The sequence below is a fragment of the Paraburkholderia sp. J67 genome, assembly GCF_905220265.1.
In the GTDB taxonomy this organism is placed as follows: Bacteria; Pseudomonadota; Gammaproteobacteria; order Burkholderiales; family Burkholderiaceae; genus Paraburkholderia.
Window position 1 is genome coordinate 385,783 of record NZ_CAJMZK010000003.1, and the last position, 25,530, is coordinate 411,312.

At 63.4% G+C, this 25,530-nt stretch carries 23 protein-coding genes; 16 read left to right on the forward strand and 7 right to left on the reverse strand.

Features of this window, described 5'->3' with window-relative positions; translation table 11 throughout:
* Positions 1-60 precede the first annotated feature (60 nt).
* Both alc and U5782_RS08660 read left to right on the forward strand, forming a co-directional pair.
* On the forward strand, positions 61-1,071 hold the full coding sequence (gene alc / locus U5782_RS08655) for an allantoicase (protein ID WP_322043395.1): 1,011 nt from the start codon (positions 61-63) through the stop codon (positions 1,069-1,071).
* Between the two features lie 35 nt (positions 1,072-1,106).
* Positions 1,107-1,631, forward strand: a complete 525-nt coding sequence (locus U5782_RS08660; RefSeq protein ID WP_322043574.1) for an ureidoglycolate lyase — start codon at positions 1,107-1,109, stop codon at positions 1,629-1,631.
* A gap of 69 nt (positions 1,632-1,700) precedes the next feature.
* Here the strand turns inward: U5782_RS08660 and U5782_RS08665 are convergent, their stop codons facing one another.
* The 3 genes from U5782_RS08665 to uraH form a co-directional block, all read right to left on the reverse strand.
* Positions 1,701-2,324 (reverse strand): LysE family translocator, encoded by a 624-nt coding sequence (locus U5782_RS08665; RefSeq protein ID WP_322043396.1) that lies wholly within the window; start codon positions 2,322-2,324, stop codon positions 1,701-1,703.
* 293 nt (positions 2,325-2,617) lie between these two features.
* Complete coding sequence (locus U5782_RS08670; RefSeq protein WP_322043397.1) at positions 2,618-3,808, reverse strand: urate hydroxylase PuuD; 1,191 nt, start codon at positions 3,806-3,808, stop codon at positions 2,618-2,620.
* Between the two features lie 186 nt (positions 3,809-3,994).
* On the reverse strand, positions 3,995-4,348 hold the full coding sequence (uraH, locus tag U5782_RS08675) for a hydroxyisourate hydrolase (RefSeq protein WP_322043398.1): 354 nt from the start codon (positions 4,346-4,348) through the stop codon (positions 3,995-3,997).
* Between the two features lie 556 nt (positions 4,349-4,904).
* Here uraH and U5782_RS08680 point away from each other — a divergent pair.
* Positions 4,905-6,281 (forward strand): 8-oxoguanine deaminase, encoded by a 1,377-nt coding sequence (locus U5782_RS08680; protein ID WP_322043399.1) that lies wholly within the window; start codon positions 4,905-4,907, stop codon positions 6,279-6,281.
* A gap of 108 nt (positions 6,282-6,389) precedes the next feature.
* Here U5782_RS08680 and U5782_RS08685 read toward each other — a convergent pair whose 3' ends face one another.
* Complete coding sequence (locus U5782_RS08685; protein WP_027814783.1) at positions 6,390-7,322, reverse strand: LysR substrate-binding domain-containing protein; 933 nt, start codon at positions 7,320-7,322, stop codon at positions 6,390-6,392.
* A 333-nt stretch (positions 7,323-7,655) separates the two neighbouring features.
* On the opposite strand from U5782_RS08685, the gene U5782_RS08690 reads away from it, so the two are divergent.
* The 4 genes from U5782_RS08690 (at position 7,656) to U5782_RS08705 (ending at position 12,626) form a co-directional block, all read left to right on the forward strand.
* Entirely contained in the window at positions 7,656-9,272 is a 1,617-nt protein-coding gene (locus tag U5782_RS08690; protein WP_322043400.1) for an ABC transporter ATP-binding protein, read from the forward strand.
* A 63-nt stretch (positions 9,273-9,335) separates the two neighbouring features.
* Entirely contained in the window at positions 9,336-10,442 is a 1,107-nt protein-coding gene (locus U5782_RS08695) for an ABC transporter permease (RefSeq protein WP_322043401.1), read from the forward strand.
* Positions 10,443-10,487: 45 nt separating this feature from the next.
* The gene (locus U5782_RS08700; protein WP_322043402.1) at positions 10,488-11,417 is read left to right on the forward strand and encodes an ABC transporter permease; all 930 of its coding nucleotides are present in this window, start codon (positions 10,488-10,490) and stop codon (positions 11,415-11,417) included.
* Positions 11,418-11,540: 123 nt separating this feature from the next.
* Entirely contained in the window at positions 11,541-12,626 is a 1,086-nt protein-coding gene (locus U5782_RS08705; RefSeq protein ID WP_322043403.1) for a BMP family ABC transporter substrate-binding protein, read from the forward strand.
* A gap of 125 nt (positions 12,627-12,751) precedes the next feature.
* Here U5782_RS08705 and U5782_RS08710 read toward each other — a convergent pair whose 3' ends face one another.
* Positions 12,752-12,967, reverse strand: coding sequence for a dodecin (locus U5782_RS08710; protein ID WP_322043404.1), 216 nt, complete (start codon positions 12,965-12,967; stop codon positions 12,752-12,754).
* A 210-nt stretch (positions 12,968-13,177) separates the two neighbouring features.
* Here U5782_RS08710 and U5782_RS08715 point away from each other — a divergent pair, with 210 nt between their 5' ends.
* Both U5782_RS08715 and U5782_RS08720 read left to right on the forward strand, forming a co-directional pair.
* On the forward strand, positions 13,178-14,065 hold the full coding sequence (locus tag U5782_RS08715; RefSeq protein WP_322043575.1) for an NAD(P)-dependent oxidoreductase: 888 nt from the start codon (positions 13,178-13,180) through the stop codon (positions 14,063-14,065).
* Between the two features lie 173 nt (positions 14,066-14,238).
* The gene (locus U5782_RS08720; protein ID WP_322043405.1) at positions 14,239-15,831 is read left to right on the forward strand and encodes an ABC-F family ATPase; all 1,593 of its coding nucleotides are present in this window, start codon (positions 14,239-14,241) and stop codon (positions 15,829-15,831) included.
* A 101-nt stretch (positions 15,832-15,932) separates the two neighbouring features.
* Here U5782_RS08720 and U5782_RS08725 read toward each other — a convergent pair whose 3' ends face one another.
* Complete coding sequence (locus U5782_RS08725) at positions 15,933-16,676, reverse strand: hypothetical protein (protein ID WP_322043406.1); 744 nt, start codon at positions 16,674-16,676, stop codon at positions 15,933-15,935.
* 183 nt (positions 16,677-16,859) lie between these two features.
* Here U5782_RS08725 and U5782_RS08730 point away from each other — a divergent pair, with 183 nt between their 5' ends.
* From U5782_RS08730 to U5782_RS08740, 3 genes are all read left to right on the forward strand, one after another.
* The gene (locus tag U5782_RS08730; RefSeq protein ID WP_322043407.1) at positions 16,860-18,293 is read left to right on the forward strand and encodes an aldehyde dehydrogenase family protein; all 1,434 of its coding nucleotides are present in this window, start codon (positions 16,860-16,862) and stop codon (positions 18,291-18,293) included.
* Positions 18,294-18,464: 171 nt separating this feature from the next.
* Positions 18,465-19,655 (forward strand): nitronate monooxygenase family protein, encoded by a 1,191-nt coding sequence (locus U5782_RS08735; RefSeq protein ID WP_322043408.1) that lies wholly within the window; start codon positions 18,465-18,467, stop codon positions 19,653-19,655.
* A gap of 84 nt (positions 19,656-19,739) precedes the next feature.
* Positions 19,740-20,399: an OmpW/AlkL family protein gene (locus U5782_RS08740; RefSeq protein WP_322043409.1), complete on the forward strand. Its 660-nt coding sequence runs from the start codon at positions 19,740-19,742 to the stop codon at positions 20,397-20,399.
* Between the two features lie 110 nt (positions 20,400-20,509).
* On the opposite strand, the gene U5782_RS08745 is transcribed toward U5782_RS08740, so the two are convergent.
* Positions 20,510-20,713 (reverse strand): DUF1289 domain-containing protein, encoded by a 204-nt coding sequence (locus U5782_RS08745; RefSeq protein WP_322043576.1) that lies wholly within the window; start codon positions 20,711-20,713, stop codon positions 20,510-20,512.
* A 620-nt stretch (positions 20,714-21,333) separates the two neighbouring features.
* On the opposite strand from U5782_RS08745, the gene U5782_RS08750 reads away from it, so the two are divergent.
* From U5782_RS08750 to U5782_RS08765, 4 genes are all read left to right on the forward strand, one after another.
* The gene (locus tag U5782_RS08750) at positions 21,334-22,434 is read left to right on the forward strand and encodes a polyamine ABC transporter substrate-binding protein (RefSeq protein ID WP_322043410.1); all 1,101 of its coding nucleotides are present in this window, start codon (positions 21,334-21,336) and stop codon (positions 22,432-22,434) included.
* 135 nt (positions 22,435-22,569) lie between these two features.
* The gene (locus U5782_RS08755; RefSeq protein ID WP_322043411.1) at positions 22,570-23,730 is read left to right on the forward strand and encodes an ABC transporter ATP-binding protein; all 1,161 of its coding nucleotides are present in this window, start codon (positions 22,570-22,572) and stop codon (positions 23,728-23,730) included.
* On the forward strand, positions 23,727-24,662 hold the full coding sequence (locus U5782_RS08760; protein ID WP_322043412.1) for an ABC transporter permease subunit: 936 nt from the start codon (positions 23,727-23,729) through the stop codon (positions 24,660-24,662). Before U5782_RS08755 ends, U5782_RS08760 begins: the two co-directional genes overlap by 4 nt.
* On the forward strand, positions 24,659-25,477 hold the full coding sequence (locus U5782_RS08765) for an ABC transporter permease subunit (RefSeq protein ID WP_322043413.1): 819 nt from the start codon (positions 24,659-24,661) through the stop codon (positions 25,475-25,477). Before U5782_RS08760 ends, U5782_RS08765 begins: the two co-directional genes overlap by 4 nt.
* The last annotated feature ends 53 nt before the right edge of the window (positions 25,478-25,530 follow it).

Consider the following 25,530-nt stretch of genomic DNA (forward strand, 5'->3'; position numbering starts at 1 on the left):
CAACACGCAAGGAGCGCAGCGCCGTTTTGAACCACAGAAAAGACACGAAGGAAGACAAAGATGGCACTCCCGACTCTCGACCCCAACGCACCTGACTTCACGCGCCGCTTCGTCAATCTCGCGGACCCGCGTCTAGGCGCGCAGGCGCTCGAGGCGAGCGACGACTTCTTCGCGCCGAAGGAGCGCATGCTCAATCCGGAGCCGGCCGTCTTCATCCCGGGCAAGTACGACGATCACGGCAAGTGGATGGACGGCTGGGAAACGCGCCGCAAGCGCAGCAACGGCTACGACTGGTGCGTCGTGAAGCTCGCGCGTCCGGGCGTCATCAAGGGCCTCGATCTCGACACGAGCCACTTCACGGGCAACTTCCCGCCGGCAGCGTCGGTCGAAGGCGCGTATGTGGCCGACGGCGCGCCCAGCGCATCCACGCAATGGACCGAGATCGTCCCCTCGACGTCGCTCAACGGCAACAGCCACCATTACGTCGAAGTGTCGAGCGAGCAGCCCTTCACGCATCTGCGTGTGAACATCTATCCGGATGGCGGCATTGCGCGTCTGCGCGTATATGGTCAGCCGCAGGTGGACTGGCAGGGCGCGAGCCGCTCGGAACTGTTCGATCTGGCCGCAATGGAAAACGGAGCGTATCTCGTGGGCGCGAACAACCAGCACTTCGGCGTGGCCTCGACGCTCCTGATGCCGGGCCGCGGCGTGAACATGGGCGATGGCTGGGAAACGCGCCGCCGCCGCGAACCGGGCAACGACTGGGCGATCATCGCGCTCGCGCAGCCGGGCATCATCAAGAAGATCGAAGTCGATACGGCGCACTTCAAGGGCAATTACCCGGATCGCTGCTCGTTCCAGGCGGCGCGCGTGGTGGGCGGCACGGACAGCTCGCTCGTGACGCAGGCGATGTTCTGGCCGGTGCTGCTGGGCGAACAGAAACTGCAGATGGACAAGCAGCACTACTACGAGAGCGAACTCGCGGCGCTCGGCCCGGTGACGCACGTGCGCTTCAACATCTTCCCGGATGGCGGCGTCTCGCGCGTGCGTCTGTGGGGCACGCTCGCCTGAGCGGCCATGACTGACGCGAACACGAAGAGAGCATGATGAGCGATACCCGCACCACGCTGACCATCGAGCCGCTCACGCGCGAGGCCTTCGAGCCGTTCGGCGATGTGATCGAACTCGAAGGCGCAAAGCAGATTCCGATCAATCTGGGCACGACGATCCGCTATCACGATCTCGCGAACGTGGACGTCACGGAAGAGGGCGGGCGCACGCTCGTCAATCTGTTCCGTGGTCAGCCGCGCGTGCTGCCGTTCGAGGTGAAGATGCTCGAGCGCCATCCGCTCGGCAGCCAGGCCTTCGTGCCGCTCAACGACAAGCCGTATCTGGTAGTCGTGGCGCCGGCGGGAGATCTGGATGTCACGCAGATTCGCGCGTTTGTTTCGAGTGGCTGGCAGGGCGTGAACTACGCGAAAGGCGTCTGGCACCATCCGTTGATCGCGCTGGGCGAGGTGAGCGACTTCATCGTTGTCGATCGCGGCGGCGAAGGGCTGAACCTCAACGAGCAGGATCTGCCGGAATCGCTCTGGCTGACCGAAGAGGCGATGCGCGAAGCGCAGCGTTGACCTGAGAGCGTCTCGCCTTGCGCGAGGCCTGGAAAGAAAAAGCCACGGCCTGAGCCGTGGCTTTTTTTCTTACAGCTTCTGCGTCGCGAGTTTCGCGCCTAAGCCGATGAACAAGGCGCCCATCGCCTTCGTCAGCCAGACCGAGATGGCCTTGTTTCGCCGAAGCGCTTGCGTCATTCGCGAGGCGAGGAATACATAGGCGATACTTGTGCTGATCCCAACCGTGTTGCCGATGATGCCGAGTTCGAAGAGGTGTGCGACCGGGCGGGCATCCTGTGCGCTCATGAATTGAGGCAGGAGTGCGGTGTAGAACAAAGCGACCTTCGGGTTTAGCACATCGCTGAGAAACCCCTGCCAGAAGACCTGTCGGAGCGTGCTCTTGCCACGGCTCTCCTTGAGCGCAAATCCGCTTTTTGCGCGCAATGCGCCCCAACCCAGATAGACGAGATAAGCCGCTCCCGCGAACTTCACGACGGTAAATGCCGTCGCCGACGCGAGGAGCACGGCAGACAATCCTGTCACTGCTGCCAGCAGGTGAATGTAGGCACCAAAGTTGATGCCAAAGGCAGCACATAAGCCAGCAGCCCGCCCCTGCGCGATCGTGCGGCCCAACAGAAGCAGCATGTCCGGGCCGGGCACCAGGCAGAGTACAAAACTCGCGCCGATAAAAAGCATGTACGTATGCCAACTCATTCTCTGTTCCGCCTTGTGAATAAACCCTGACGATCCGGTCTCTGCGAGACAGCGTCGTGACTATCTGCGCGTGCCTTGAAAACTACCATGAAATTCAGCACGGTCGCCGTGTCGCGCGACCGGAGGGCTGGCCGTCATCGCCCGGTACTGTAAGTCCATCAACGCCGTCGCATCCGGGCACGCTCGAATACTCTGCACTCCTTGGCACACCCATGCAATCGAGCATGAAAAAAGCCCGAAGCGCATGACACGCTTCGGGCTTTTCGATCCAGCAAACTGCGCTTACATGGCCGTTACTTCGCGCCGCCCTGGAACCAGGCGGCGATCTTCATGCGCTCGTCGTCGGTCATGTGGGTGACGTTGCCGAGCGGCATCGCTTTGAGCGTGACGGCCTGCTGATACAGACGCTGAGCGTTCTGCGTGATTTCATCGGGCGTATCGAACATCACGCCAGCGGGCGCGGCACCCATCATCGTCGGGTGGGCCGAGTGGCAGCCCGCGCAACGCTGTTGCAGGATCGGCTGGATATCGCCCACCTTGATCGTCGGTGCGTTCGCAGCTTCGGCCTGCGGCACGACCGGGCGCGGCAGCGTCCAGACCAGCGCGACGAACATCAACGCCACACCGCCGATCGGCAGATACCAGAGTTGCTGGCCACGGTGACGCATCACGAAGAACTGACGGATCAGCGCGCCGGCCAGCATGATGACGACGAGCACGGCCCAGTTGTATTCGTGCGCATACGTCATGGCGTAGTGGTTCGACAGCATCGCGAACACCACCGGCAGCGTGAAGTAGGTGTTGTGCACCGAACGCTGCTTGCCGCGCTTGCCGTAGATCGGGTTCGGCACTTCGCCCTTGAGCATCGCGTTGACCATCTTGCGCTGGCCAGGAATGATCACGAAAAAGACGTTCGCCGACATGATCGTCGCCAGCATCGCGCCCATGATGAGGTACGCGGCGCGGCCCGAGAAAATATGGCAGGCGAGGTAAGCGGCGACTACGACATAGATGCCGACGCACACGCCGAGCAACTTGTCCTTCGTGCCCAGCAGACGGCACAGCGAGTCATAGACGATCCAGCCCGCGGCGAGGAAGCCGAGTGCCGAGGCCACGGCCACGACCGGGCCCATGTCGAGCACGTTCTTGTCGATCAGGTACGTGTTCGGCGCGAACAGATAGAGCACCGTAAAGAGCGACGCGCCGGAAAGCCACGTCGTGTACGAGGGCCACTTCGACCAGTGCAGATCGTCGGGCATTTCAGGCGGCGCGACGGTGTACTTCTGCATGTTGTAGAAGCCGCCGCCGTGCACGTGCCACAGTTCGCCGAACACGCCACGACGCTTCTGGTTGGGGTCCGTAGGCGGTTTGAGGCTGTTGTCGAGCGCGACGAAGTAGAACGATTCGCCAATCCAGGCGATGGCCGCGATGACGTGGAACCAGCGCAATGCGAGGTTCAGCCAGTCAGTAATAAAGCCTTCCATGAAACTCCTCCACTCCTGATTCGTTGCGCGCGAGGGGCAATGCGTCTCGCGCGGGACTGCGGGGGCGGCGAAAGTGCTGCGCCGCAAAAGCGGGGACACGTATGTGCGCCGCCTGTCTCGTTGTTGTGTTGTTGGTGTGCTGTGGACGCCTGATCAGCGCGGACTCAGCGACAGCCGGGCTTGAACTCAGCTGCCGCGATACGTGCTGTACGACCACGGCGAGACGAGCAGGGGCACGTGGTAGTGCGCACCGGCATCGGCCACGCCGAAGCGCAGCACGACGCGATCGACGAAACGCGGTTCCGGCACTTTCGTGCCGATCGACGCGAAGTAGTCGCCCGCATGGAACACGAGTTCGTATTCGCCCGGGGTGAGCGCCGCGCCTTCGAGCAGCGGTTCGTCGCAGCGGCCGTCGTGGTTGGTCGTGACGGTCTTCAGCGCACGGCGGGTGTCGCCGTCGAGCGCATGGAGTTCGACCTTGATGCCCGCGCCGGGACGGCCGTTCGCGGTGTCGAGCACGTGGGTAGTCAGCTTGCCCATTCGCAGTTTTCCTTGTCTTTTGCTGGTGTCATTGCGAGGTTTCGGCGGAGGCTCGATCCCATGATGCAAAGTGGCGGATCGAGGCTCCACGTCAGTGGCTACATACCCGTCGGCGGATCGATGCGAGCGCCGTGAACGCATTTTAAGAACGATCGGGCCGCAATCGCGCGAGCGATAGGAAAGATAATCCCCGTCGCATGAGCCTCCCCGCCGAGCCTTGCTACATGCGGCTCCCACAGGGGATTGAACCTCGGGTTTTCACCCATGTGCACATCGTATCCGCGCCAAAATTCGACCTTTATATGAAGGGACTGAATTCCGGTATCGCACTGGCACGAATTGCCAGCCGAATTTTGGTTGCGGAAGGTATCGGTCATGCGCAGCGCGGCACATCGCCGGGCCGCGCATCCCGAAGACGGCGCTGGGCGCTGGGTAACCGGGCCAGCGGCGTCCTCGTCAGGATGCGTCGGCACCGGTTCCGGTGCAGCGGCGCTTGCGGCAAGGGCGTCTGCTTCATATTCACGTCATGTCACGGACAACGGAGAGAACAGACACCATGGAACGGACTTCCCCCAAGAAAACCTTGCTGGTCAAGAACGCCGACATGCTGGTCACGATGGACGGCGCGCGGCGCGAGATCCGCGGCGGCGGCATTTACGTCGAGGACAACCGCATCGTCGCGGTCGGGCCGACGGCGGAACTGCCCGATACCGCCGACGAAGTGATCGACGCGCGCGGCCATATCGTCACGCCGGGCCTCGTCAACACGCACCATCACATGTATCAGAGCCTCACGCGCGCCGTGCCCGCCGCGCAGGATGCCGAACTGTTCGGCTGGCTCACGAATCTCTACAAGGTCTGGGCGAACCTGACGCCGGAGATGATCGAGGTGTCCACGCTCACGGCAATGGCCGAGCTGCTGCTCTCGGGCTGCACGACGTCGAGCGATCACCTCTACATCTACCCGAACGGCAGCCGTCTGGACGACAGCATCCGCGCGGCCGGCCAGATCGGCATGCGTTTTCACGCGGCGCGCGGCAGCATGAGCGTGGGGCAAAAGGATGGCGGCCTGCCGCCCGATTCGGTGGTCGAAAACGAGGATGCGATTCTTGCGGACACGCAGCGCCTCATCGAGACGTATCACGACGAGGGACGCTACGCGATGCTGCGCGTGGTGGTGGCGCCGTGCTCGCCGTTCTCGGTAAGCCGCGATCTGATGCGCGAATCGGCGACGATGGCGCGGCATTACGGCGTCTCCCTGCACACGCACCTCGCCGAGAACGTCAACGATATCGCCTACAGTCGCGAGAAGTTCGGCATGACGCCCGCCGAATATGCCGAGGATCTGGGCTGGGTCGGCCGCGATGTCTGGCATGCGCACTGCGTGCAGCTCGACGAGCACGGCATCGGCCTGTTCGCGCGCACCGGCACGGGCGTCGCGCATTGTCCGTGCTCGAACATGCGGCTTGCCTCCGGCATCGCGCCTATCAAGAAAATGCGGCTCGCGGGCGTGCCAGTGGGGCTCGGTGTCGATGGATCGGCCTCGAACGACGGCGCGCAGATGGTGGCCGAAGCGCGCCAGGCGATGCTGCTTGCGCGCGTGGGCTTCGGCCCCGATGCGATGACGGCGCGCGAAGCGCTGGAGATCGCCACATTAGGCGGCGCTCAGGTGCTGGGCCGCGACGATATCGGCGCGCTCGCGCCGGGTATGGCTGCGGACTTCATTGCCTTCGATCTGCGTCAGCCGCTCTTTGCGGGCGCGCTACACGATCCGGTCGCGGCGCTGGTGTTCTGTGCGCCATCGCAGGTCGCGCTGTCGGTGATCAATGGCCGCGTGGTGGTAAAGGAAGGCGTCTTGCAGACGGTCGAACTCGGGCCCGTGATCGAGCGCCATAACCGGCTTGCGGGTCAGCTCGTGCAGGCAGCGAGGTAAGAGGAAGCAGGCGTAGCAACGAAAACGGGCGGCGCGCAAAAGCGGGCCGCCCGTCGATCGAGGCTCGATGCCGTTCGGCAAAACGGCATGAGCGTCGCGCTCAGGTGGTTAAGGCTTGTCGATGAGCGTCCTGGTCGCTTCGGCGACGAGGCTGCGCAACCAGCGGACTTCATCCGAATAGTGACAGCGCTCGTGCCACAACTGGTAGTACTGCATCGGCGGGAAGTCGAGGGGCGCCGGCACGACCGTGAGCGGCAGGAAGCGCGCGTAGTGGTCGGCAAAGAGGCGCGTGGTGGTGAACACCAGATCCGACTTGATCAGCACGTACGGCGCCAGATTGAAGTAAGGCAGCGTGACGACCACGTGGCGCTTGAGGCGCTCGCGCGCCAGATGCACGTCGATGGCGCCGCGCTGGCCCACGGAATAGGGCGTGGGGGCGAGATGCGGCGCGTTGAGGTACTGGTCGAGCGTGAGCCCGCCGCGCTTGGCGAACGGGTGCGTGTTACTCATCAGGCAGACGATCTGGTCGACGAACAGATTCGACAGGTGCAACTGCTCGGGCGGCTCGGGCCAGTTGCCGATCACGATGTCGAGCTTGCCTTCTTCCAGGGCCAGTTCGTAGTCGAACGCGGGGCCGAGCGAATGGAACTCGAGCGTGGCGTTGGGCGCGGCCTGGCGGAAGCGTTCGACCACGGTGGGGACGAACAGGACGTTCAGATAGTCCGGGCAGCCGATGCGGTAGCAGCGGATCGAGGTGGCCGGATCGAAATTGTGTTGCTGGAAACGGATGCGCTCGATCTCGCGCAGGGCGTTCTGCACGGGTTCGAGCAGGCGCAGGCCGTACTCGGTGGGCACCATGCCGGACTTGCCGCGCACGAGGAGCGGGTCGCCGGTGATGTCGCGCAGACGCCTGAGCGCCGCGCTGATAGCGGGTTGCGACTGATTGAGCTTGACGGCCGCGCGCGTGACGCTGCGCTCCATCAAGAGGGTGTGCAAGACGCGCAAAAGGTACGTGTCGATCGCCTCGCGTTGCTGACTCATGAACTCTCCGGATTATATGTTCTGGCTGATCGAGGGGCTTTGGGAATATATGTTTTTTAATATGGACAAAAAGGGCCGTCAAGAGAGGCTTTCACTGAGCCATCCTGACGAGTGTGTCTCGTGAGAGGCAGGAAAGCGTCAGGATGGCCGCCAGGCGGGCCTTGAGAAGGGCTACTAAAAAGGCCGCGAGGAATTTTGGCGGCTCGACGCTGGCACGGCCGGCAAGGTATCGTCACCCCGCGCGGGGGCGCTTCGCGGGGGCCCTGCGGGGCTCGCGCGGCAACGGTAATCACGAGCACTGAGATAGCAATAACGTACTACGGCGGAACATTCATGGGCGATTCTTCTTCACGTCAGACTGGTGCATCGGGGCAGGGTGTGCCGCGCCTCCAACTCGTGGGCATTACGAAGCAGTACCCGGCCGTGCGCGCCAACGACGACGTCACGCTGACGGTCGCGCCAGGCGAAATCCACGCGCTGCTCGGCGAGAACGGAGCGGGCAAGAGCACGCTCATGAAGATCGTCTACGGCGCGGTGCGCCCGGATGCGGGCGAGATCCGCTGGGAAGGCCAGAGCGTCGAGATCGCGAGCCCGGCGGCGGCGCGCAAGCTCGGCATCGGTATGGTGTTCCAGCATTTTTCGCTGTTCGAAACGCTCACGGTGGGCGAGAACATCGCGCTCTCGCTCGACGAGAAGTTCGATCTCAAGACGCTGGCTACGCGCATCCGCGAGGTGTCGGGGCAATATGGTCTGGACGTCGATCCGCAGCGCCACGTGCACAGCCTGACCGTGGGCGAGCGTCAGCGCGTGGAGATCGTGCGCTGCCTGTTGCAGAACCCGCGCTTGCTGATCATGGATGAGCCGACTTCCGTGCTTACACCGCAAGCCGTGCGCAAGCTGTTTGGCACGCTGCGCCGGCTGGCTTCGGAAGGTTGCAGCATTCTCTACATCAGCCACAAGCTCGACGAAATCCAGGAACTCTGCGATACGGCCACGGTGCTGCGCGGCGGCAAGGTGACCGGCAACGTGATTCCGCGTGAGGAAACCCATGCGTCGCTCGCGCGACTGATGGTGGGTCGCGAGTTGCCCGCCTACACGCGGCGCGCACACACACCCGGCGACGTGCTGCTCGACGTGAAGCATCTGTCGATGCCGAGCGACGATCCGTTCGGCACTTCGCTCGACGACGTGAGCTTTGGCGTGCACGCCGGCGAAATTCTCGGGATCGCGGGCGTGTCGGGCAATGGCCAGGCGGAATTGCTCGCTGCGCTCTCGGGCGAGGCGCAGGCCGTGCGCCACGGCGTGCCCGCCGATGCGGTCACGATCTGCGGAAAGCGCGCCGGGCGACTTTCCGCCGGCGCACGCCGCCGGCTCGGCTTCGCGTTCGTGCCGGAAGAGCGGCTCGGCCGCGGCGCGGTGCCGGCAATGTCGCTTGCCGAAAACGCGCTGCTCACGGCGCACCGCGAAGGCATGGTGCGCTCGGGATGGCTCAAGACCGGCGCGATGCGCGCCTTCGCCGAGCGCTGCATCGGCGCGTTCGACGTGCGCTGCGGCGGCCCGGACGCGCTCGCTCAAAGCCTGTCGGGCGGCAATCTGCAGAAGTACATCGTCGGGCGCGAGATTCTGCAAGCACCGAAGGTGCTCGTGGTCGCGCAGCCCACCTGGGGCGTGGACGTGGGCGCGGCGGCGTTCATTCGTCAGCAGTTGCTCGACCTGTCCGCGCGCGGCGTGGCGATCCTCGTGATTTCCGAGGAACTGGAAGAGCTGTTCGATATCTGCGATCGCATCGCGGTGCTCGCCGGTGGACGGCTCTCGCCGGCGCGACTGACCGGCGAAACCAATGCCGAGGAAATCGGCCGCTGGATGGCGGGCCTGTTCGGCGACCGGGCTTCGCAGAAGAACGGCGGGCCACCGCCTGCGGAACCGGCCGCTCCCGCCGCGCATGCCTGACGGTCACGACCGCAGCGCGCACTGCATAACGACAACGCGCATCACAACAAAGATTTCATCGCCATGATTTTTCCCTACCGACTCGAAGCCCGCACGACACCGTCCCGCACGGTGCGCATCGCCGTGCCGCTGATCGCCGCGCTTCTCACGCTGGCGATCGGCTTCCTGATCTTCGGCCTCGTCGGCCGCGATCCCGTGCAGGCCATGCACGCGTTCTTCATCGAGCCGCTGTCGAGCGTCAACGGCTGGTCCGAGCTGCTGCTCAAGGCCTCGCCGCTGTGCCTGATCGCGCTAGGTCTCGCAGCGGGCTACCGCGCCAACGTCTGGAACATCGGCGCGGAAGGGCAGATGGTGCTCGGCGGCATCGCAGCGAGCGGCGTGGCGATCTACTTCGACCAGGCGAGCGGCTGGTGGATTCTCTTTCTGATGATGATCGCGGGTGTGCTCGGCGGCATGGCATGGGCGGCGATTCCTGCCTGGCTCAAGAGCCGCTTCAACACCAACGAAATCCTCACGAGCCTGATGCTCACCTACGTGGCGACGCAGTTGCTGATCTGGCTGGTGAGCGGCCCGTGGCGCGATCCGAACGGCATGAATTTTCCGCTCTCCGAAATGTTCAGCGGCGACGCGCTCTATCCGACCTTCGGCGGCGACTGGCGTATTCACTGGCTGCGCGGCACGCGCCTGAATGCGTCGATTTTCCTGACGATTGCCGCCATTCCGCTCATCTGGCTCTTCATGCGCCGCAGTTTCGCGGGCTATCGCATGAGCGTGGGTGGTCTCGCGCCGCTCGCCGCTCGCTACGCGGGTTTCTCCGAGAAAAAGACCATCTGGACTTCGCTGCTGCTCTCGGGCGGTCTCGCGGGTCTGGCCGGTATGGGCGAGATCGCCGGGCCGATCGGCCAGTTGCAGGCCACGTGGTCGCCGGGCTACGGCTTCACGGCGATCATCGTCGTGTTCGTGGGACGGCTGCATCCGGTCGGCATCGTGCTCGCCAGTCTGCTGATGGCGCTGCTGTATCTCGGCGGCGAAGCGGTCCAGACCTCGCTGCAACTGCCGCAGGCGCTCTCGGGCGTGTTCCAGGGACTGCTGCTGTTCTGCCTGCTCGGCGCCGATCTGTTCGTGAACTACCGCATTCGCCGCCGCCATACCGTCGCGGCCACGCATTGACACACTGATCGAGCCACCTGATTACACGTTACAAGGCAACACGATATGGATATCCAGCAAGCCAGTTCGCTCGCGTCGAGTGCCGTGACCGCCGCCATCCCGCTGATGTTCGCGGGCGTGGGCGAACTCGTCACGGAAAAGTCAGGCGTCCTCAACCTCGGCGTGGAAGGGATGATGCTGATGGGCGCCGTCACCGGCTACGCGGTCACGACGATCAGCGGCAATCCGTGGCTCGGCCTGGTCGCGGGCATGGCGGCAGGTGTCGCGATGGCGCTGCTGTTCGGCTTTCTCGTGCTGACGATGCTCGCCAACCAGGTCGCAACGGGCCTGTCGCTCACGATCTTCGGCGTCGGGTTGTCGGCGTATGTGGGCAAGCCGTACACCTCGGCCGCCACCTCGGCGACGATCGGCGCATGGCCGATTCCCGGTCTTTCGCATCTGCCCGTGGTCGGCCCCGCTTTCTTCAGTCTCACCCCGGTCGATTACCTCGCGTTCGTAATGTTCGCGGTGGTCGCGTGGTTCCTCTATCGCACGCGCGCCGGTCTCGTGCTGCGCTCGGTGGGCGAGTCGCCGCAGGTCGCGCATTCGGTGGGCTTTCCGGTGATTGGCGTGCGCTATGGCGCGACGGCGTTCGGCGGCGCGATGGCGGGGCTCGCTGGCGCGTACTACTCGGTCGTGCAACTGCATTTGTGGCAGGAACAGATCACGGCTGGGCGTGGCTGGATCGCGCTCGCGCTCGTGGTGTTCGCGACGTGGCGTCCGGGCCGCCTGTTGATCGGCGCATTGCTGTTCGGCGCGGTCACGGGGGCGCAGTTCTACGCGCAGGCCGTGGGCGTGCCCGTGCCCACGCAGTTCCTCGCCATGCTGCCGTATGTGGCGACCATCGTCGTGCTCGTGCTGATTTCGCGTAACCCGAACACGATCCGTCTGAATGCGCCCGCGTCGCTCGGCAAGTCGTTTTTTGGCGCTGCGTAGTTGTCTGGCGGTTGCCTGGTTTGGCTGGTTGTACCCACAACGATTGAAAACGCTCGCAGTTTCTCATTCCACAACAGCAACACGGGACCGCAAAACATGCGGTCGACACGCCGGAGATCGACAATGAAAAAAACCATCCTGACCGCCTTCGCCGTGGCCGCCGTATGCGGCACGGCGGCGCTCGTGCCGTCGGCGCAAGCCGCCGATGCGCCGGGCGTCGCGTTCGTCTACCTCGGCAATCCGGGCGATGCCGGCTGGACCTATGCGCACGATCAGGGTTCGAAAGCGGCCGAGCAGAAGTTCGGCAGCAAGATCAAGATCACGCGCGTGGAGAACGTGCCGGAATCGGCGGACTCGGAGCGCGTGTTCCGCGATCTCGCCAGCAAGGGCAACAAGATCATCATCGGTTCGAGCTTCGGTTATCAGGACTTCGAACTGAAAGTGGCGAAGGACTTCCCGGATACGGTGTTCCTGCACGCGACCGGCTACAAGAAGGCGCCGAACTTCGGCACCTATGACGTGCGCATGTACCAGGGTGCGTATCTCGCGGGCGTCGCGGCCGGTTATGCGACGAAGTCGAACACGCTCGGCTTCGTGGCTTCCGTGCCGATCCCCGAAGTCGTGCGCAACATCAACGCCTACACGCTGGGCGCGCGCTCGGTGAATCCGAAGGTCCACACCAAGGTCATCTGGATCAATAGCTGGTTCGATCCGGGCAAGGAAAAGCAGGCCGCCGAAACGCTGATCGGGCAAGGCGCCGACGTGCTGCTGCAAAACACCGATTCGAGCGCCACGCTCGCGACCGCCGAAGAGAAGCACGTACACGCATTCGGCTGGGATTCGAACATGAAGAAGTTCGGTCCGGATGCGCATCTGGGTTCGGTCGAGGCGAACTGGGGCGTCTACTACACCGCCGTGATCCAGCAGGTGCTCGACGGCAAGTGGAAGAACGATCCCGTCTGGTGGGGCATTCCGCAGAAGGCCGTCGATCTCGGCGACGTGAACACCGCCGCGCTTTCCGCCGATGCGCAGAAGGCCGTCGCGACGAAGCGCGACGCGATCTCGAGCGGCAAGTGGGACGTCTTCACGGGCCCGATCAAGGATCAGACGGGCGCAGTGAAGGTGCCGGCCGGCAAGACGCTGACCGACCCCGAACTGCAACGCCTGAACTGGTACGTCGAAGGCGTGGACGGCTCGCTGCCGAAGTAAGGCGCAAGCCATCCGCTTTTGTCGGATGATTGCAGCGCATTGACAGTGCGGCAGTGCGATATGGCTGCGCGACGCCTTCACGGCGCGCGCAGCCGTTTTCTTTTTTCGCCGTGTCCGCCGTGTTATCAAGCGCCTTCGTCGATACGCAGGCCCACCTTGATCGTCACCTGCCAGTGCATGACCTTGTCGTCTTCGATGAGCCCGCGTGTTTCGATGACCTCGAACCAGTGCAGATGTCGCAGCGTTTTCGACGCGCGCGCGATGGCGCAACGGATGGCTTCGTCGCTTGACACACTGGACGAGCCGGTGAGTTCGATCTGCTTGTAGACGTGGTCGCTCATGACAAGGTCTCCTGGGTGATGGGCGCGTCAATCGAGTATAGGTAACGGCCCGCCGAGCGCCAGCGTGCGAAAGAGGCGCCTGTGCGCGCCAGGTCGGCGGGTATCATGGCGCCTCGCGCAGGCGCTAGCCTGGTGGCCGCATCGGTCATGCCTGCGGACAAGCGTAAAACCGGGCGAGATATGAAGCAGGAGACAAGGACAATGCAGAAACTGGAACTGGGATTTTGCGGGCCGGGATTGATGGGCGCGCCGATGATTCGCCATTTGCTGGGTGCGGACTATGCCGTGCACGTCTGGAACCGCTCGCGCGCCAAAGCCGAAGCGTTGATCGCAGACGGCGCGCAAGTCGTGGATACGCCGCAGGCGCTGGCACAGCGCGCGGACGTGGTGCTGCTGTGCGTCGCGGATGGCGCGGCGGTCGAGCAGACGGTGTTCGGCGAACAGGGTTTGCTGGCTGGCGCAACCAGTAAGGGCGCCGTGCGCGTGCGCCGCATCGTCGACCATTCGAGCATTCCGCCGGAACTCACGCGCGTGCTGGCTGCGCGTGCGGCGGCGCTGGGGGTAGGCTGGATCGACGCGCCGGTGTCGGGCGGCGTGGGCGGCGCCCAGGCGGGCGCGCTCGCGGTAATGGCGGGTGGGGCGGCCGAAGACGTGGAAGCGGTCGCGCCGATTCTCGTGGCCTATTCGGCGCGCGTTACGCACATGGGCGGCGCGGGCGCGGGTCAGACCACCAAGCTCTGCAACCAGGCGATCGTCACGGCAACCGTTGCGGCGATCGCCGAGGCCGTGGGTCTCGCGCGCCGCAGCGGCATCGATGCCGCGAAGCTGCCCGAAGCGCTCGCGGGCGGCTGGGCCGACTCGACGCTGCTGCGCACCTTCGTGCCGCGCATGACGCAAGAGGGCCTCGCGCCGATCGGCGCCCTGAAGACGTTCCAGAAGGATGTCGATACGGTCGCCGCCGCCGCGCAGCAGACCGGCACGCCCATGCCGGTGGCCGGCACGGTGCAGCAGATCCTGCGGCTGGGCGCCGCGATGGGGCTCGATCAGGCGGATCTCTCCGGCTTCGTCGACGTTCTGCAAACGCCGCGGCGCGGCTAATAGCCATCGGCGAAAAAAAGAGAGACCGACGCCGCCCTGCACGAATCTGCCACGAATTTCCGGTATTTTTCTTCGCGCGCCTCTGCCGTGTCCGACCGCTGGCAGACGCGCGCGAACTGGCATAACCTGCTAAAATTACAGGTTTTTCGTCGATCTACTTACCGGGACGCGCTGTGCTCTCTACCGCCAACATCACCATGCAATTCGGGCCGAAGCCCTTGTTCGAGAACATCTCGGTCAAATTCGGCGAAGGCAACCGCTATGGCCTGATCGGCGCGAACGGTTGCGGCAAATCCACGTTCATGAAGATCCTGGGTAGCGATCTCGAGCAAAGCTCGGGCAACGTGATCCTCGAACCGAACGTGCGTCTGGGCAAGCTGCGCCAGGACCAGTTCGCATACGAAGACGTGCGCGTGCTCGACGTCGTCATGATGGGCCACACCGAAATGTGGGCCGCGATGAGCGAGCGCGACGCGATCTACGCGAACCCCGAAGCCACCGACGACGACTACATGCACGCCGCCGAACTCGAAGCGAAGTTCGCCGAGTACGACGGCTACACGGCCGAAGCGCGCGCGGGCGAGCTGCTGCTCGGCATCGGCATCGCCACGGAATTCCACAACGGCCCCATGAGCGCGGTCGCGCCGGGCTGGAAGCTGCGCGTGCTGCTCGCGCAGGCCCTGTTCTCGAAGCCGGACGTGCTCCTGCTCGACGAACCGACCAACAACCTCGACATCAACTCGATCCGTTGGCTGGAAGATGTTCTGAACGAGTACAACTCGACCATGATCATCATTTCCCACGATCGACACTTCCTGAACCAGGTCTGCACGCACATGGCGGACATGGATTTCGGCACGTTGAAGGTCTATCCGGGCAACTACGACGACTACATGCTCGCTTCGGCGCAGGCGCGCGAGCGCCAGGCCAACGCCAACGCCAAGGCGAAGGAGCGCGTGGCCGACCTGCAGGACTTCGTGCGCCGCTTCTCGGCGAACAAGTCCAAGGCGCGTCAGGCCACCAGCCGTCTGAAGATGATCGACAAGATCAAGATCGAGGAATTCAAGCCCTCGTCGCGTCAGAACCCGTTCATCCGCTTCGAATTCGAGAAGAAGCTGCACAACATCGCCGTGGTCGCTGACGAGATCACGAAGACGTACGAACGCCGCATCTTCAATAAATTCAGCATCAGCGTGCAGCCGGGCGAGCGCATCGCCATCATCGGCGAAAACGGCGCGGGCAAGACCACGCTGCTGCGCTCGCTGCTGGGCAAGCTGGCCGTCGACAACGGCACGGTGAAGTGGGCCGAAAACGCGAATGTGGGCTACATGCCGCAGGACACGTACGAAGAGTTCCCGAACGACGTCACGCTGATGGACTGGATCGACCAGTACCGCCAGGAAGGCGACGACGAGCAATCCGTGCGCGGCACGCTCGGCCGTCTGCTGTTCAACGCGGACGACATCCGCAAGTCGGTCAAGGTGCTCTCGGGTGGCGAGAAGGGCCGCATGATCTGGGGCAAGCTGATGCTGGGCCGCCACAACGTGCTGCTGATGGACGAGCCGACCAACCACATGGACATGGAATCGATCGAGTCGCTGCAGATCGCACTCGAAAAGTTCGAAGGCACGCTGATTTTCGTGTCGCACGACCGTGAGTTCGTGAACGGTCTGGCTAACCGCGTGATCGAGGTGAAGACCAACGGCACGATCAACGACTACAGCGGCAACTACGAGGACTTCCTCGCGAGCCAAGGGCTGCAGTGATTGGCGCTTGGCTGATCCACGTGATCGGAGCGTGAAATGAAAATGGGCGACGCGAAAGCGTTGCCCGTTTTGTTTTGGTACGCCCGCGTGGGCGCGTTAGCTCAGTCGGTGTACTGCATGCTCTTGGGTACACTGTACTTGCCGTTCTTGTATTCGAGCGTGAAGCTCGCACGTTTCGCCGACTTGGAGATGTCGTACTTGCAGTCCCCGTTCTGGACCACATTGACGCTCTGCGAGGATTTTTCCGTACCCTTCAGAACAACAAAGCCATCCTTGCCGGCAGTTCCCAGGTCGAGCGAGCGCGTCGTGTTGCTGAAGGTGCCTTCGCAATTGCCGTCCCACTCGCCGCCCGAATCTTCCACGATCAGACGATCGACGACCGTACGCAGGCTCTGGCCATCGATCACGTAAAGGCTCAGTGCCGTTTGCCCGAACGGATTCACGCGCGACGAGTTTTCATGTGACACGCGCACGCCGAACGCACGATTCTGCGGCGTGAGTTGATAGCGCGCGGTGTCGATCGTCAGGCCGGAGAATCGAACAGCGTCGTAGGTAAAGGCCGACTTCTGGAACTGATGCGCGATGACCGTGCCGCTTGCCGTATCGGCGACCAACACTTCGAGATCGTCGGTGCCCGTGTCGTCGTTGTTGCCCTTCTGCGGCAACGGGAGTGCGGCGATCGTCAGCGCCTCGTTCGCGGGCCAGACCTTGCAGGCCGCGTGCTCCGTATCGAGCGTGCGGCCCGGATGCAGTTGCGTGGTCCACTTCTGGAGGTTGTCTTCGCAACCTGCGTGCGCGAAGAGCGGCGTAAGACCAACGGCGAGACAAAGCAGGGTGCGTTTCATGGAGCACGAAGGCGAGTAAAGGAGCGCGTGAGTATAAGGGTGCGACCAAAACCGCCGCGCGAACCTGCTCAAAACCTTCCGTAAGCGTCAAGCACGCTAGAATGGTCGATCACCGCGTCCCCTGGCCGAATAGCTGGAATCGACGCCCGGACGCCTACACACACGGAGACAGGAGCACCACGCATGAAACAGTACGACCAGCTCTATATCAACGGCCAATGGGTCGCGCCGCAGGGTAAGGGCACGATCGACGTATTCGACTCGGGCACGGAAGCGGTGATGGGCCGCATCCCCGAAGGCAATGAAGCCGATGCCGAAGCCGCCATCGTCGCCGCGCGCGCCGCATTCGGCGCATGGGCCGCGACGCCCGCTGCCGAGCGTGGCGCGTATCTGCAAAAAATCGCCGACAACCTCAAGGCCCGCACCGACGAACTCTCGCAATTGATCGCGGGCGAAGTGGGCATGCCGCTCAAGCTCGCACGCGCGATCCAGGTGGGCGGCCCGGTCTACAACTGGAGCGCCTACGCGAAGCTCGCGAGCGAATTCCAGTACGAGGAGCGGGTTGGCAACTCGCTCGTCGTGCGCGAGCCGGTGGGCGTCGTCGCGGCCATCACGCCGTGGAACTATCCGCTCAACCAGATCACGCTCAAGGTCGCCGCCGCGCTCGCCGCAGGCTGCACCGTCGTGCTCAAGCCGTCCGAGATCGCGCCGCTCAATGCCTTCGTGCTGGCCGAAGCGATCCACGAAGCAGGCTTGCCCGCCGGTGTCTTCAACCTGGTGAGCGGCTACGGACCGGTCGTGGGCGAACTGATGTCGCGCCATCCCGAAGTCGACATGGTGTCGTTCACGGGCTCGACCCGCGCGGGCAAGCGCGTCTCGGAAGTGGCCTCGGCGACCGTCAAGCGCGTGGCGCTGGAGTTGGGGGGCAAGTCGGCCTCGGTGGTGCTCGACGACGCCGATTTCGCCGCCGCCGTGAAGGGCACCGTCGGCGCGTGTTTCCTGAACTCGGGGCAGACCTGCTCGGCGCATACGCGCATGATCGTGCCCGAATCGCGCTACGAGGAAGCGCGCGAACTCGCCAAGGCAGCCGCCGAAGCCTACACCGTCGCCGATCCGCGCGACGAGAAGGCCAAGCTCGGGCCGCTGGCCTCGAAGGTCCAGCAGGAGCGCGTGCAGCACTACATCGAGCGCGGCATTGCCGATGGCGCTGAACTCGTGACGGGCGGCGCGTGCATGCCAGAAGGCCTGACGAAGGGCTTCTTCGTGAAGCCGACCGTGTTCGGCCGCGTGCCGCGCGACGCCGCGATTGCCCAGGAGGAAATCTTCGGCCCGGTGCTGACGATCCTCACGGCCAGGGACGAGGACGACGCGGTGGCGATCGCCAACGATTCGCTCTACGGTCTGGGCGGCGCGGTGTGGGCGGGCAGCGACGAGCGCGCGATGCGCGTCGCACGCCGCATTCGCACTGGCCAGATCGACATCAATGGCGGCGCATGGAACATGGCCGCGCCGTTCGGCGGCTACAAGCAGTCGGGTCACGGCCGCGAGAACGGTGTCTACGGCCTTGAGGAATACCTCGAATACAAGTCAATGCAGTTCAAGGTGCCGAAGGCCTAAGCACATAAAACGATCGCACCTTGCAAATGTTTTGGTGCGACGTCTTGATTTTCATCATTGATGGGGGAGCCATGACTGGCTCCCCCATTTGCTTTTGACAAATATCAATGCCGCATTAGGGCCCCGCGCGACCATAAGCGTTTTGTCATCGACAACGCAAAGCGGGTCCACATGTTTCCTGATCATTTATTCGCGCCGCTCCAACTTCGTGGCCGTCAACTGCTGCCCATCGTGCAAGGCGGCATGGGTGTCGGCATTTCCGCGCACCGGCTCGCGGGCAGTGTCGCGCGCGAGGGCGCGCTCGGCACCATCGCGAGCATCGACCTGCGCCATCATCACGCCGATCTCGTCGAGCAATGTCGCGCCGATTCTCGCCATGAGACGCTCGCGCGCGTGAATCTCGTGGCGCTTGGCCGCGAAATCGACGCCGCCCGCAAGCTGGCCAACGGCCACGGCATGATCGCCGTGAACGTCATGAAGGCGGTCAACGCGCATGCGGACTACGTGCGCGCGGCCTGCGAACACGGCGCCGATGCCATCGTCATGGGCGCGGGCTTGCCGCTCGATCTGCCCGATCTCACCCAGGGCGTGGATATCGCACTGATCCCGATTCTTTCCGACGCACGCGGCGTCTCGCTGGTGCTCAAGAAGTGGATGAAGAAAGGGCGCTTGCCCGACGCCGTGGTGCTCGAACATCCGGCGCACGCGGGCGGTCACCTTGGCGTCACCGATCTCGCCGATATGGGTAACGAGCGCTTCGGCTTCGCGCGCATCTTCGAAGAACTCGACGGCGTGTATGGGACGCTCGGCATCACGCACCGCGACGTGCCGCTCATCGTCGGGGGTGGTATCAACAGTCATGAGGCCGTGCGCCGCTGGTTGCAGGCGGGCGCCGATGCCGTGCAGGTGGGCACGCCGTTCGCCGTGACGGAAGAGGGCGACGCGCATCCGAACTTCAAACGCGTGCTCGCCGACGCCCAGCCCGAGGACATCGTCGAATTCGTGAGCGTGACAGGCTTGCCCGCGCGTGCCGTGAAGACGCCGTGGCTCGATCGTTACCTGCGCAACGAATCGCGCATCCGCGCGAAGATCGGCCAGGTCAAGAACGCCTGTCCGACCGGGCTCGAATGTCTGTCCGTGTGCGGCTTGCGTGACGGCATCGAGAAGTTCGGGCACTTCTGTATCGATACGCGTCTTGCGGCGGCGCTGCGCGGCGATGTGAACAATGGCCTGTTCTTCCGCGGGCGCGAAGCGTTGCCTTTTGGCAACGCCATCCGCTCCGTAAGAGACCTTCTGGAGCTGCTTTTGACGGGTTCTGCGCGACCTGCGGTCGCACATCGGGCGGCATTCGCGCTCACGTGATTCGCATCAAAAATTGAATGCCCCCTGCCTCGGAGAATTCGCAGTGTCTTGCGAATCACCGCGGGAAAAACAGGGGAATTCACCATGAAAAACCACACGAAGAATACGAAGACCATCGCGGCCGTCGCCGCTACGCTCGCGCTCGCACTTGGCGCGACCTTCGGCTCATCGGCCGTGCAGGCGGCTACGCCCGACACGGGGATTTACGCGGGCGACTGGCTCGTACGTCTACGCGCGATCAGCATCATGCCGCAGGTGGGCACGAACGGGACGCTCACCACGCTCAAGGCCGACGTCAACAACGCCATCGTGCCGGAGCTCGATTTCACCTACATGGTGACGAACCACATCGGCGCGGAACTGATTCTTGGCACGTCGCGCCATCAGGTCACGTCGAGTCTCGGCGCACTCGGCGGCGTGGGCGTGCTGCCGCCCACGCTCCTGCTGCAATATCACTTCAATAACGCCGGCGTATTCCGGCCATATGTGGGCGCAGGCATCAACTACACGCTGTTCTACAACAACGGGCTGCGCGCGGGCGGCCAGCCCATCTCGATCGACAACCATAGCTTCGGGCCGGCGCTGCAGTTCGGCTTCGACTATCAGATCGCGAAGAACGTGTTCCTGAACGCCGACATCAAGAAGATCTGGATGCGCACGGGCGCGTCGCTCAACGGTTCGTCGCTGGGGACGCTCTATATCGATCCGATCATCGTCGGCGTGGGCGTCGGCATGAAGTTCTGAGCGGATCGGGTACAGCCTGATTGCGCACGGTCGCGCCCAATTGCGTCCGATTGGGAGCGAATACGTCGAACGCCGGCTTGCCCGGCGTTTTTTACGCGCGGTGGCCGGCTTCAGGCGTCTTTACGCTGAAAGCGCATGGCCGAGCCTTCGCGCTCGATACGGTTCCAGATGGTGCGTTTTTCCTCGTCGCTCAGGAAAACCCAGTTGGAAACTTCGCCCGCGGTGCGGCCGCAGCCTTTGCAGATGTCGTCGAAGAGCGTGGAGCACACGCCGATGCACGGGCTGTCGGGAAGGTCGTGAAGATTGGATGCCATCGATATGTCTTGGGGCGGGATGACCGGGAGCGAGAAGGGCGTGCCGGTCGGGCGGAAAACACCCGCTATGTTAACCGATTCGCGGAGGCGGCCATCTCCCGACCCGCGCTTGGCCGATGCAGCCGTCGTGACAAGGATGACCACGACGCCGGGCAACGGCCCCCGGATGCCCCGGCGGTCAACGCGCCCGTCCGTCGCCGATGCAATCCGGATCGACGGAAATCCGCGGCCGCACACACGCCGTCGCGCGAATGTTGCGCCCACCGTTTTTTTTGTGGACAGGGACGCTCAAACGGCTAAAATTGCGCGCGATTTATCGACTGGCACGATCGTCCGCATGGATCGTCACTGGCCGCAGCAAGGGGCCGGGGCCTGTTCCGTTTGTGCGACAGGCGGGCGTTCTTTTTTGTCGCCTGGCGCGATTGATGGTAGGTTCGGTAAATTCTGGGGGCCGCACCGCGCGCGAAGCAGGCGGCAAACCCAGGCGGTAAACAACAAGCAGCAAACAAAAGGCGACGGCCGGCGATAGCCGGCAGCTCGAAAGGCGGAACACGGCCTGAAGTACACGCTGACCATCAGCTCAAGCAGCTCCAGCGGCAGGCCAGAAAACGGAGAACGGGATGAAGCAACGGGTTTTGGCGAAACTGGCTGTGCTCGCACTGTGTGCGGCGCCGTGGGTCGCATCGGTGGCAAAGGACACGCAACTGAACGTGTACAACTGGTCCGATTACATCGCCAAAGACACGATTCCGAACTTCCAGAAGCAGACCGGCGTCACCGTCAAGTACGACAACTACGACAGCGACGACACGCTGCAAGCCAAGCTGCTCGCGGGCAATTCGGGCTACGACATCGTTGTGCCGACGACCAATTACGCGGGCAAGCAGATCGCCGCCGGCATCTTCTCGCCGCTCGACAAGTCGAAGATCCCCAATCTCAAGTATCTCGATCCGCAACTGATGGCGCTCGTCGCCGGCGCGGATCCGGGCAACAAGTTCGCGGTGCCCTGGGCCTACGGCACGACGGGTCTCGCCTATAACGTCAACAAGGCGCAACAGATCCTCGGCAAGAACGTGCCGCTCGACAACTGGGACATCCTCTTCAAGCCCGAGAACCTCTCGAAGCTGAAGGCCTGTGGCGTGTCCGTGCTCGACGCGCCGGACCAGTTCTTCGCCGCCGCGCTCCACTACATCGGTAAGGATCCGCTCTCGACGAATCCGGACGACTATCGCGCAGCGCTCGCGATGATGAAGAAGATCCGTCCGTACATCACGCAGTTCAACTCGTCGGGCTACATCAACGATCTGGTCGGCGGCGATATCTGCTTTGCCTATGGCTGGTCGGGTGACGTCGTGATCGCGAAGCACCGCGCGATCGACGCGAAGAAGCCGTTCAAGATCGAGTACTACATTCCGAAGGGCGGCGCGCCGATCTGGTTTGACGTGATGACCATCCCGAAGGATGCGCAGCACAAGGATGCCGCTTACCAGTGGATCAACTACATCGAGACGCCGCAGGTTCACGCAGCGATCACGAACGCCGTGTACTACCCGAGCGCGAATGCGGAAGCCCGCAAGTACGTGGACAAGGACATCGCGAACGATCCGGCCGTGTACCCGCCGCCGGAAGTGCTCAAGACGCTGTTCCTGCTCAAGCCGCTGCCGCCGGAAATCCAGCGCCTGCAGACGCGTCTGTGGACCGAATTCAAGTCGGGCCGCTAACGCGCCCGGCCGCGTAATTTCCGCGTAGTTGCGGATTCGTAATGCGCTTTACCCCAAGCCCTCGGCACGTGCCGGGGGCTTTGTTCGTCAACCCCGTCAAGGTAATACAGTCAGAAAGGCAGGGCAGAGAGAATCATGAGTGACCAGTCGAGTGTGCCGGCCGCTACCGGCGCGCTGCCTACGGGCTTTGCCGCGAGCGATGCCGCCGCGGACAACTTCGTGCAGGTCGTCGATGTCGTCAAGAAGTTTGGCGACACGACGGCCGTCAAGGGTGTCAACCTGTCGGTGAAGAAGGGCGAGTTGTTCGCGCTGCTAGGCAGTTCGGGCTGCGGCAAGTCCACCTTGCTGCGCATGCTTGCCGGTCTGGAAACGATCACGTCGGGCAAGATCCTGATCGACGGCGAAGACCTCGCCGCGCTGCCGCCGTATCGCCGCCCGGTCAACATGATGTTCCAGTCGTATGCGCTCTTTCCGCATATGACGGTGGAATCGAATGTCGGCTTCGGGTTGCGTCAGGAAGGCGTGAAGAAGGCCGAGTTGAAGGAGCGCGTCGCGCACACGCTCGAACTCGTGCAGATGTCGCGCTTCGCCAAGCGCAAGCCGCATCAGCTCTCCGGCGGCCAGCAGCAGCGCGTCGCGCTGGCGCGCTCGCTCGTCAAGCGGCCGAAGCTGCTGCTGCTCGACGAGCCGATGTCGGCGCTCGACAAGCAGATTCGCCAGCGCACCCAGATCGAGCTGGTCAACATTCTCGACAAGGTCGGCGTCACCTGCATCATGGTCACGCACGACCAGGAAGAGGCGATGACGATGGCGGGGCGCCTCGCCGTCATGAGCGAAGGCCAGATCGTCCAGCTCGGCACGCCCAACGAGGTCTACGAGTATCCGAACAGCCGCTTCTCGGCGGAATTCATCGGCTCGACCAATCTGTTCGACGGCAACGTGGTGGAAGACGAACCGGATCACGTATTCGTCGAATCGACGGAACTGCCCGTGCGTCTCTACGTGAACCACGGCATCACCGGACCGCTCGGCATGCCCGTGACGATCTCGGTGCGCCCCGAGCGTATCTCGCTCACGCGCAAGCCGCCCGAAGGCACCTTCAACTGGGGCAAGGGCGTGGTCAAGAACATCGCGTACATGGGCGGCTACTCGCTTTATCACGTCAAGCTCGAGTCGGGCAAGATGGTGGTCGCGAACATGTCGAGCCTCGCGCTCTCCGAAATCGATTCCCCGACCTGGGAAGACGAAGTCTATGTGCGCTGGAGCGCCTCGGCCGGCGTGGTGCTGACGTCATGAGCACGCCGACTTTCAAGGACATCCTGCACTGGCCGGTGAAGCGCTTCAACCTGACCGGGCGCACCGCCGTGGTGGCGGGGCCGTTCTTCTGGCTGCTGCTGTTCTTCCTCGTGCCGTTCATCCTGGTGGTGAAGATCAGCTTCGCCGACCAGCAGCTCGGCATTCCGCCGTACACGGAACTCACATCGTTCAGCGATGGGGTCTGGCACATCGCGCTCGACCTGTCGCACTATGCGTTCCTGTTCCAGGACAGTCTGTACTTCGCGACTTACGTGAATTCGGTGGTCGTGGCGGCGATTTCGACGCTGCTGTGCCTGCTGATCGGTTATCCGATGGCGTACTACATCGCGCGCTCGAATCCGGCCACGCGCAACGTCCTCATGATGGCCGTGATGCTGCCGTTCTGGACCTCGTTCCTGATTCGCGTGTACGCATGGATCGGCATCCTGAAGAACAACGGACTGCTGAACAATTTTCTGATGTCGACCGGCATCATCCATACGCCTATCGAGCTGTATCACACGAACACGGCCGTTTATATCGGCATGGTGTATTCGTACCTGCCGTTCCTCGTGATGCCGCTTTACGCGCACCTCGTGAAGATGGATCTCACGCTGCTCGAAGCGGCCTATGACCTGGGCGCGAAGCCGTGGCGCGCGTTCCTGGAAATCACGCTGCCGCTCTCGAAGAACGGCATCATCGCGGGCTGCCTGCTGGTGTTCATCCCGGCGGTGGGCGAGTACGTGATTCCGGAGCTGCTCGGCGGCGCGAACACGCTGATGATCGGCCGCGTCATGTGGAACGAGTTCTTCGATAATGCCGACTGGCCGATGGCTTCCGCCGTGACCTGCGCGATGGTGTTGCTGCTGCTCGTGCCGATGGCCATGTTCCAGCACTTCCAGGCGAAGGAAATGGAGGGCCGCGGCAAATGAAACCGAATCGCGTACTGCAATTCATCGCGCTCGGCCTGGGCTTTGCGTTCCTCTATATCCCGATCGTCAGCCTGATCGTCTATTCGTTCAACGAGTCGCAACTGGTGACCGTGTGGACGCATTTCTCGACGCGCTGGTATCAGGCGCTCGCGACCGACGACGAACTGATCGCCGCCGCGTGGCTGTCGCTGCGCATCGGGCTGATGACGGCGTTCGCCTCCGTCATCATCGGCACGTGGGCGGGCTTCGTGCTCGCGCGCATGCGCAACTTCCGCGGTTTCACGCTCTACACGGGCATGATCAATGCGCCGCTGGTGATTCCCGAAGTGATCCAGGGGATCTCGCTGCTGCTGCTGTTCGTGGAAATGGGCAAGCTGCTCGGCTGGCCCGCGGGGCGCGGCGTGTTCACGATCTGGATCGGCCACGTGATGCTCTGTATCTCGTACGTCGCCATCATCGTGCAGTCGCGCGTGCGCGAGCTGAATCCGTCGCTCGAAGAGGCGGCGCTCGATCTGGGCGCGACGCCGTTCAAGGTGTTCTTCCAGATCACGCTGCCGCTGATCTCGCAAGCGCTCGCGGCAGGCTGGCTGCTGTCGTTTACGTTGTCGATCGACGACCTCGTGCTGTCGGCGTTCCTCTCGGGCCCCGGCTCGACGACGCTGCCGCTCGTGGTGTTCTCGCGCGTGCGCCTCGGCCTGAATCCCGAGATGAACGCGCTCGCAACGCTCTTCATCGCCGTGGTGACGGTGGGCGTGATCGTCGGCAACTACTTCATGCAGCGCGCCGAGCGCAAGCGTATGGCGATGGCGGTCTGACGCTTCGCCTTTGGCAAAGTGGCATGAAAAGCGGCGTGTGGGCTTCGGTCCAC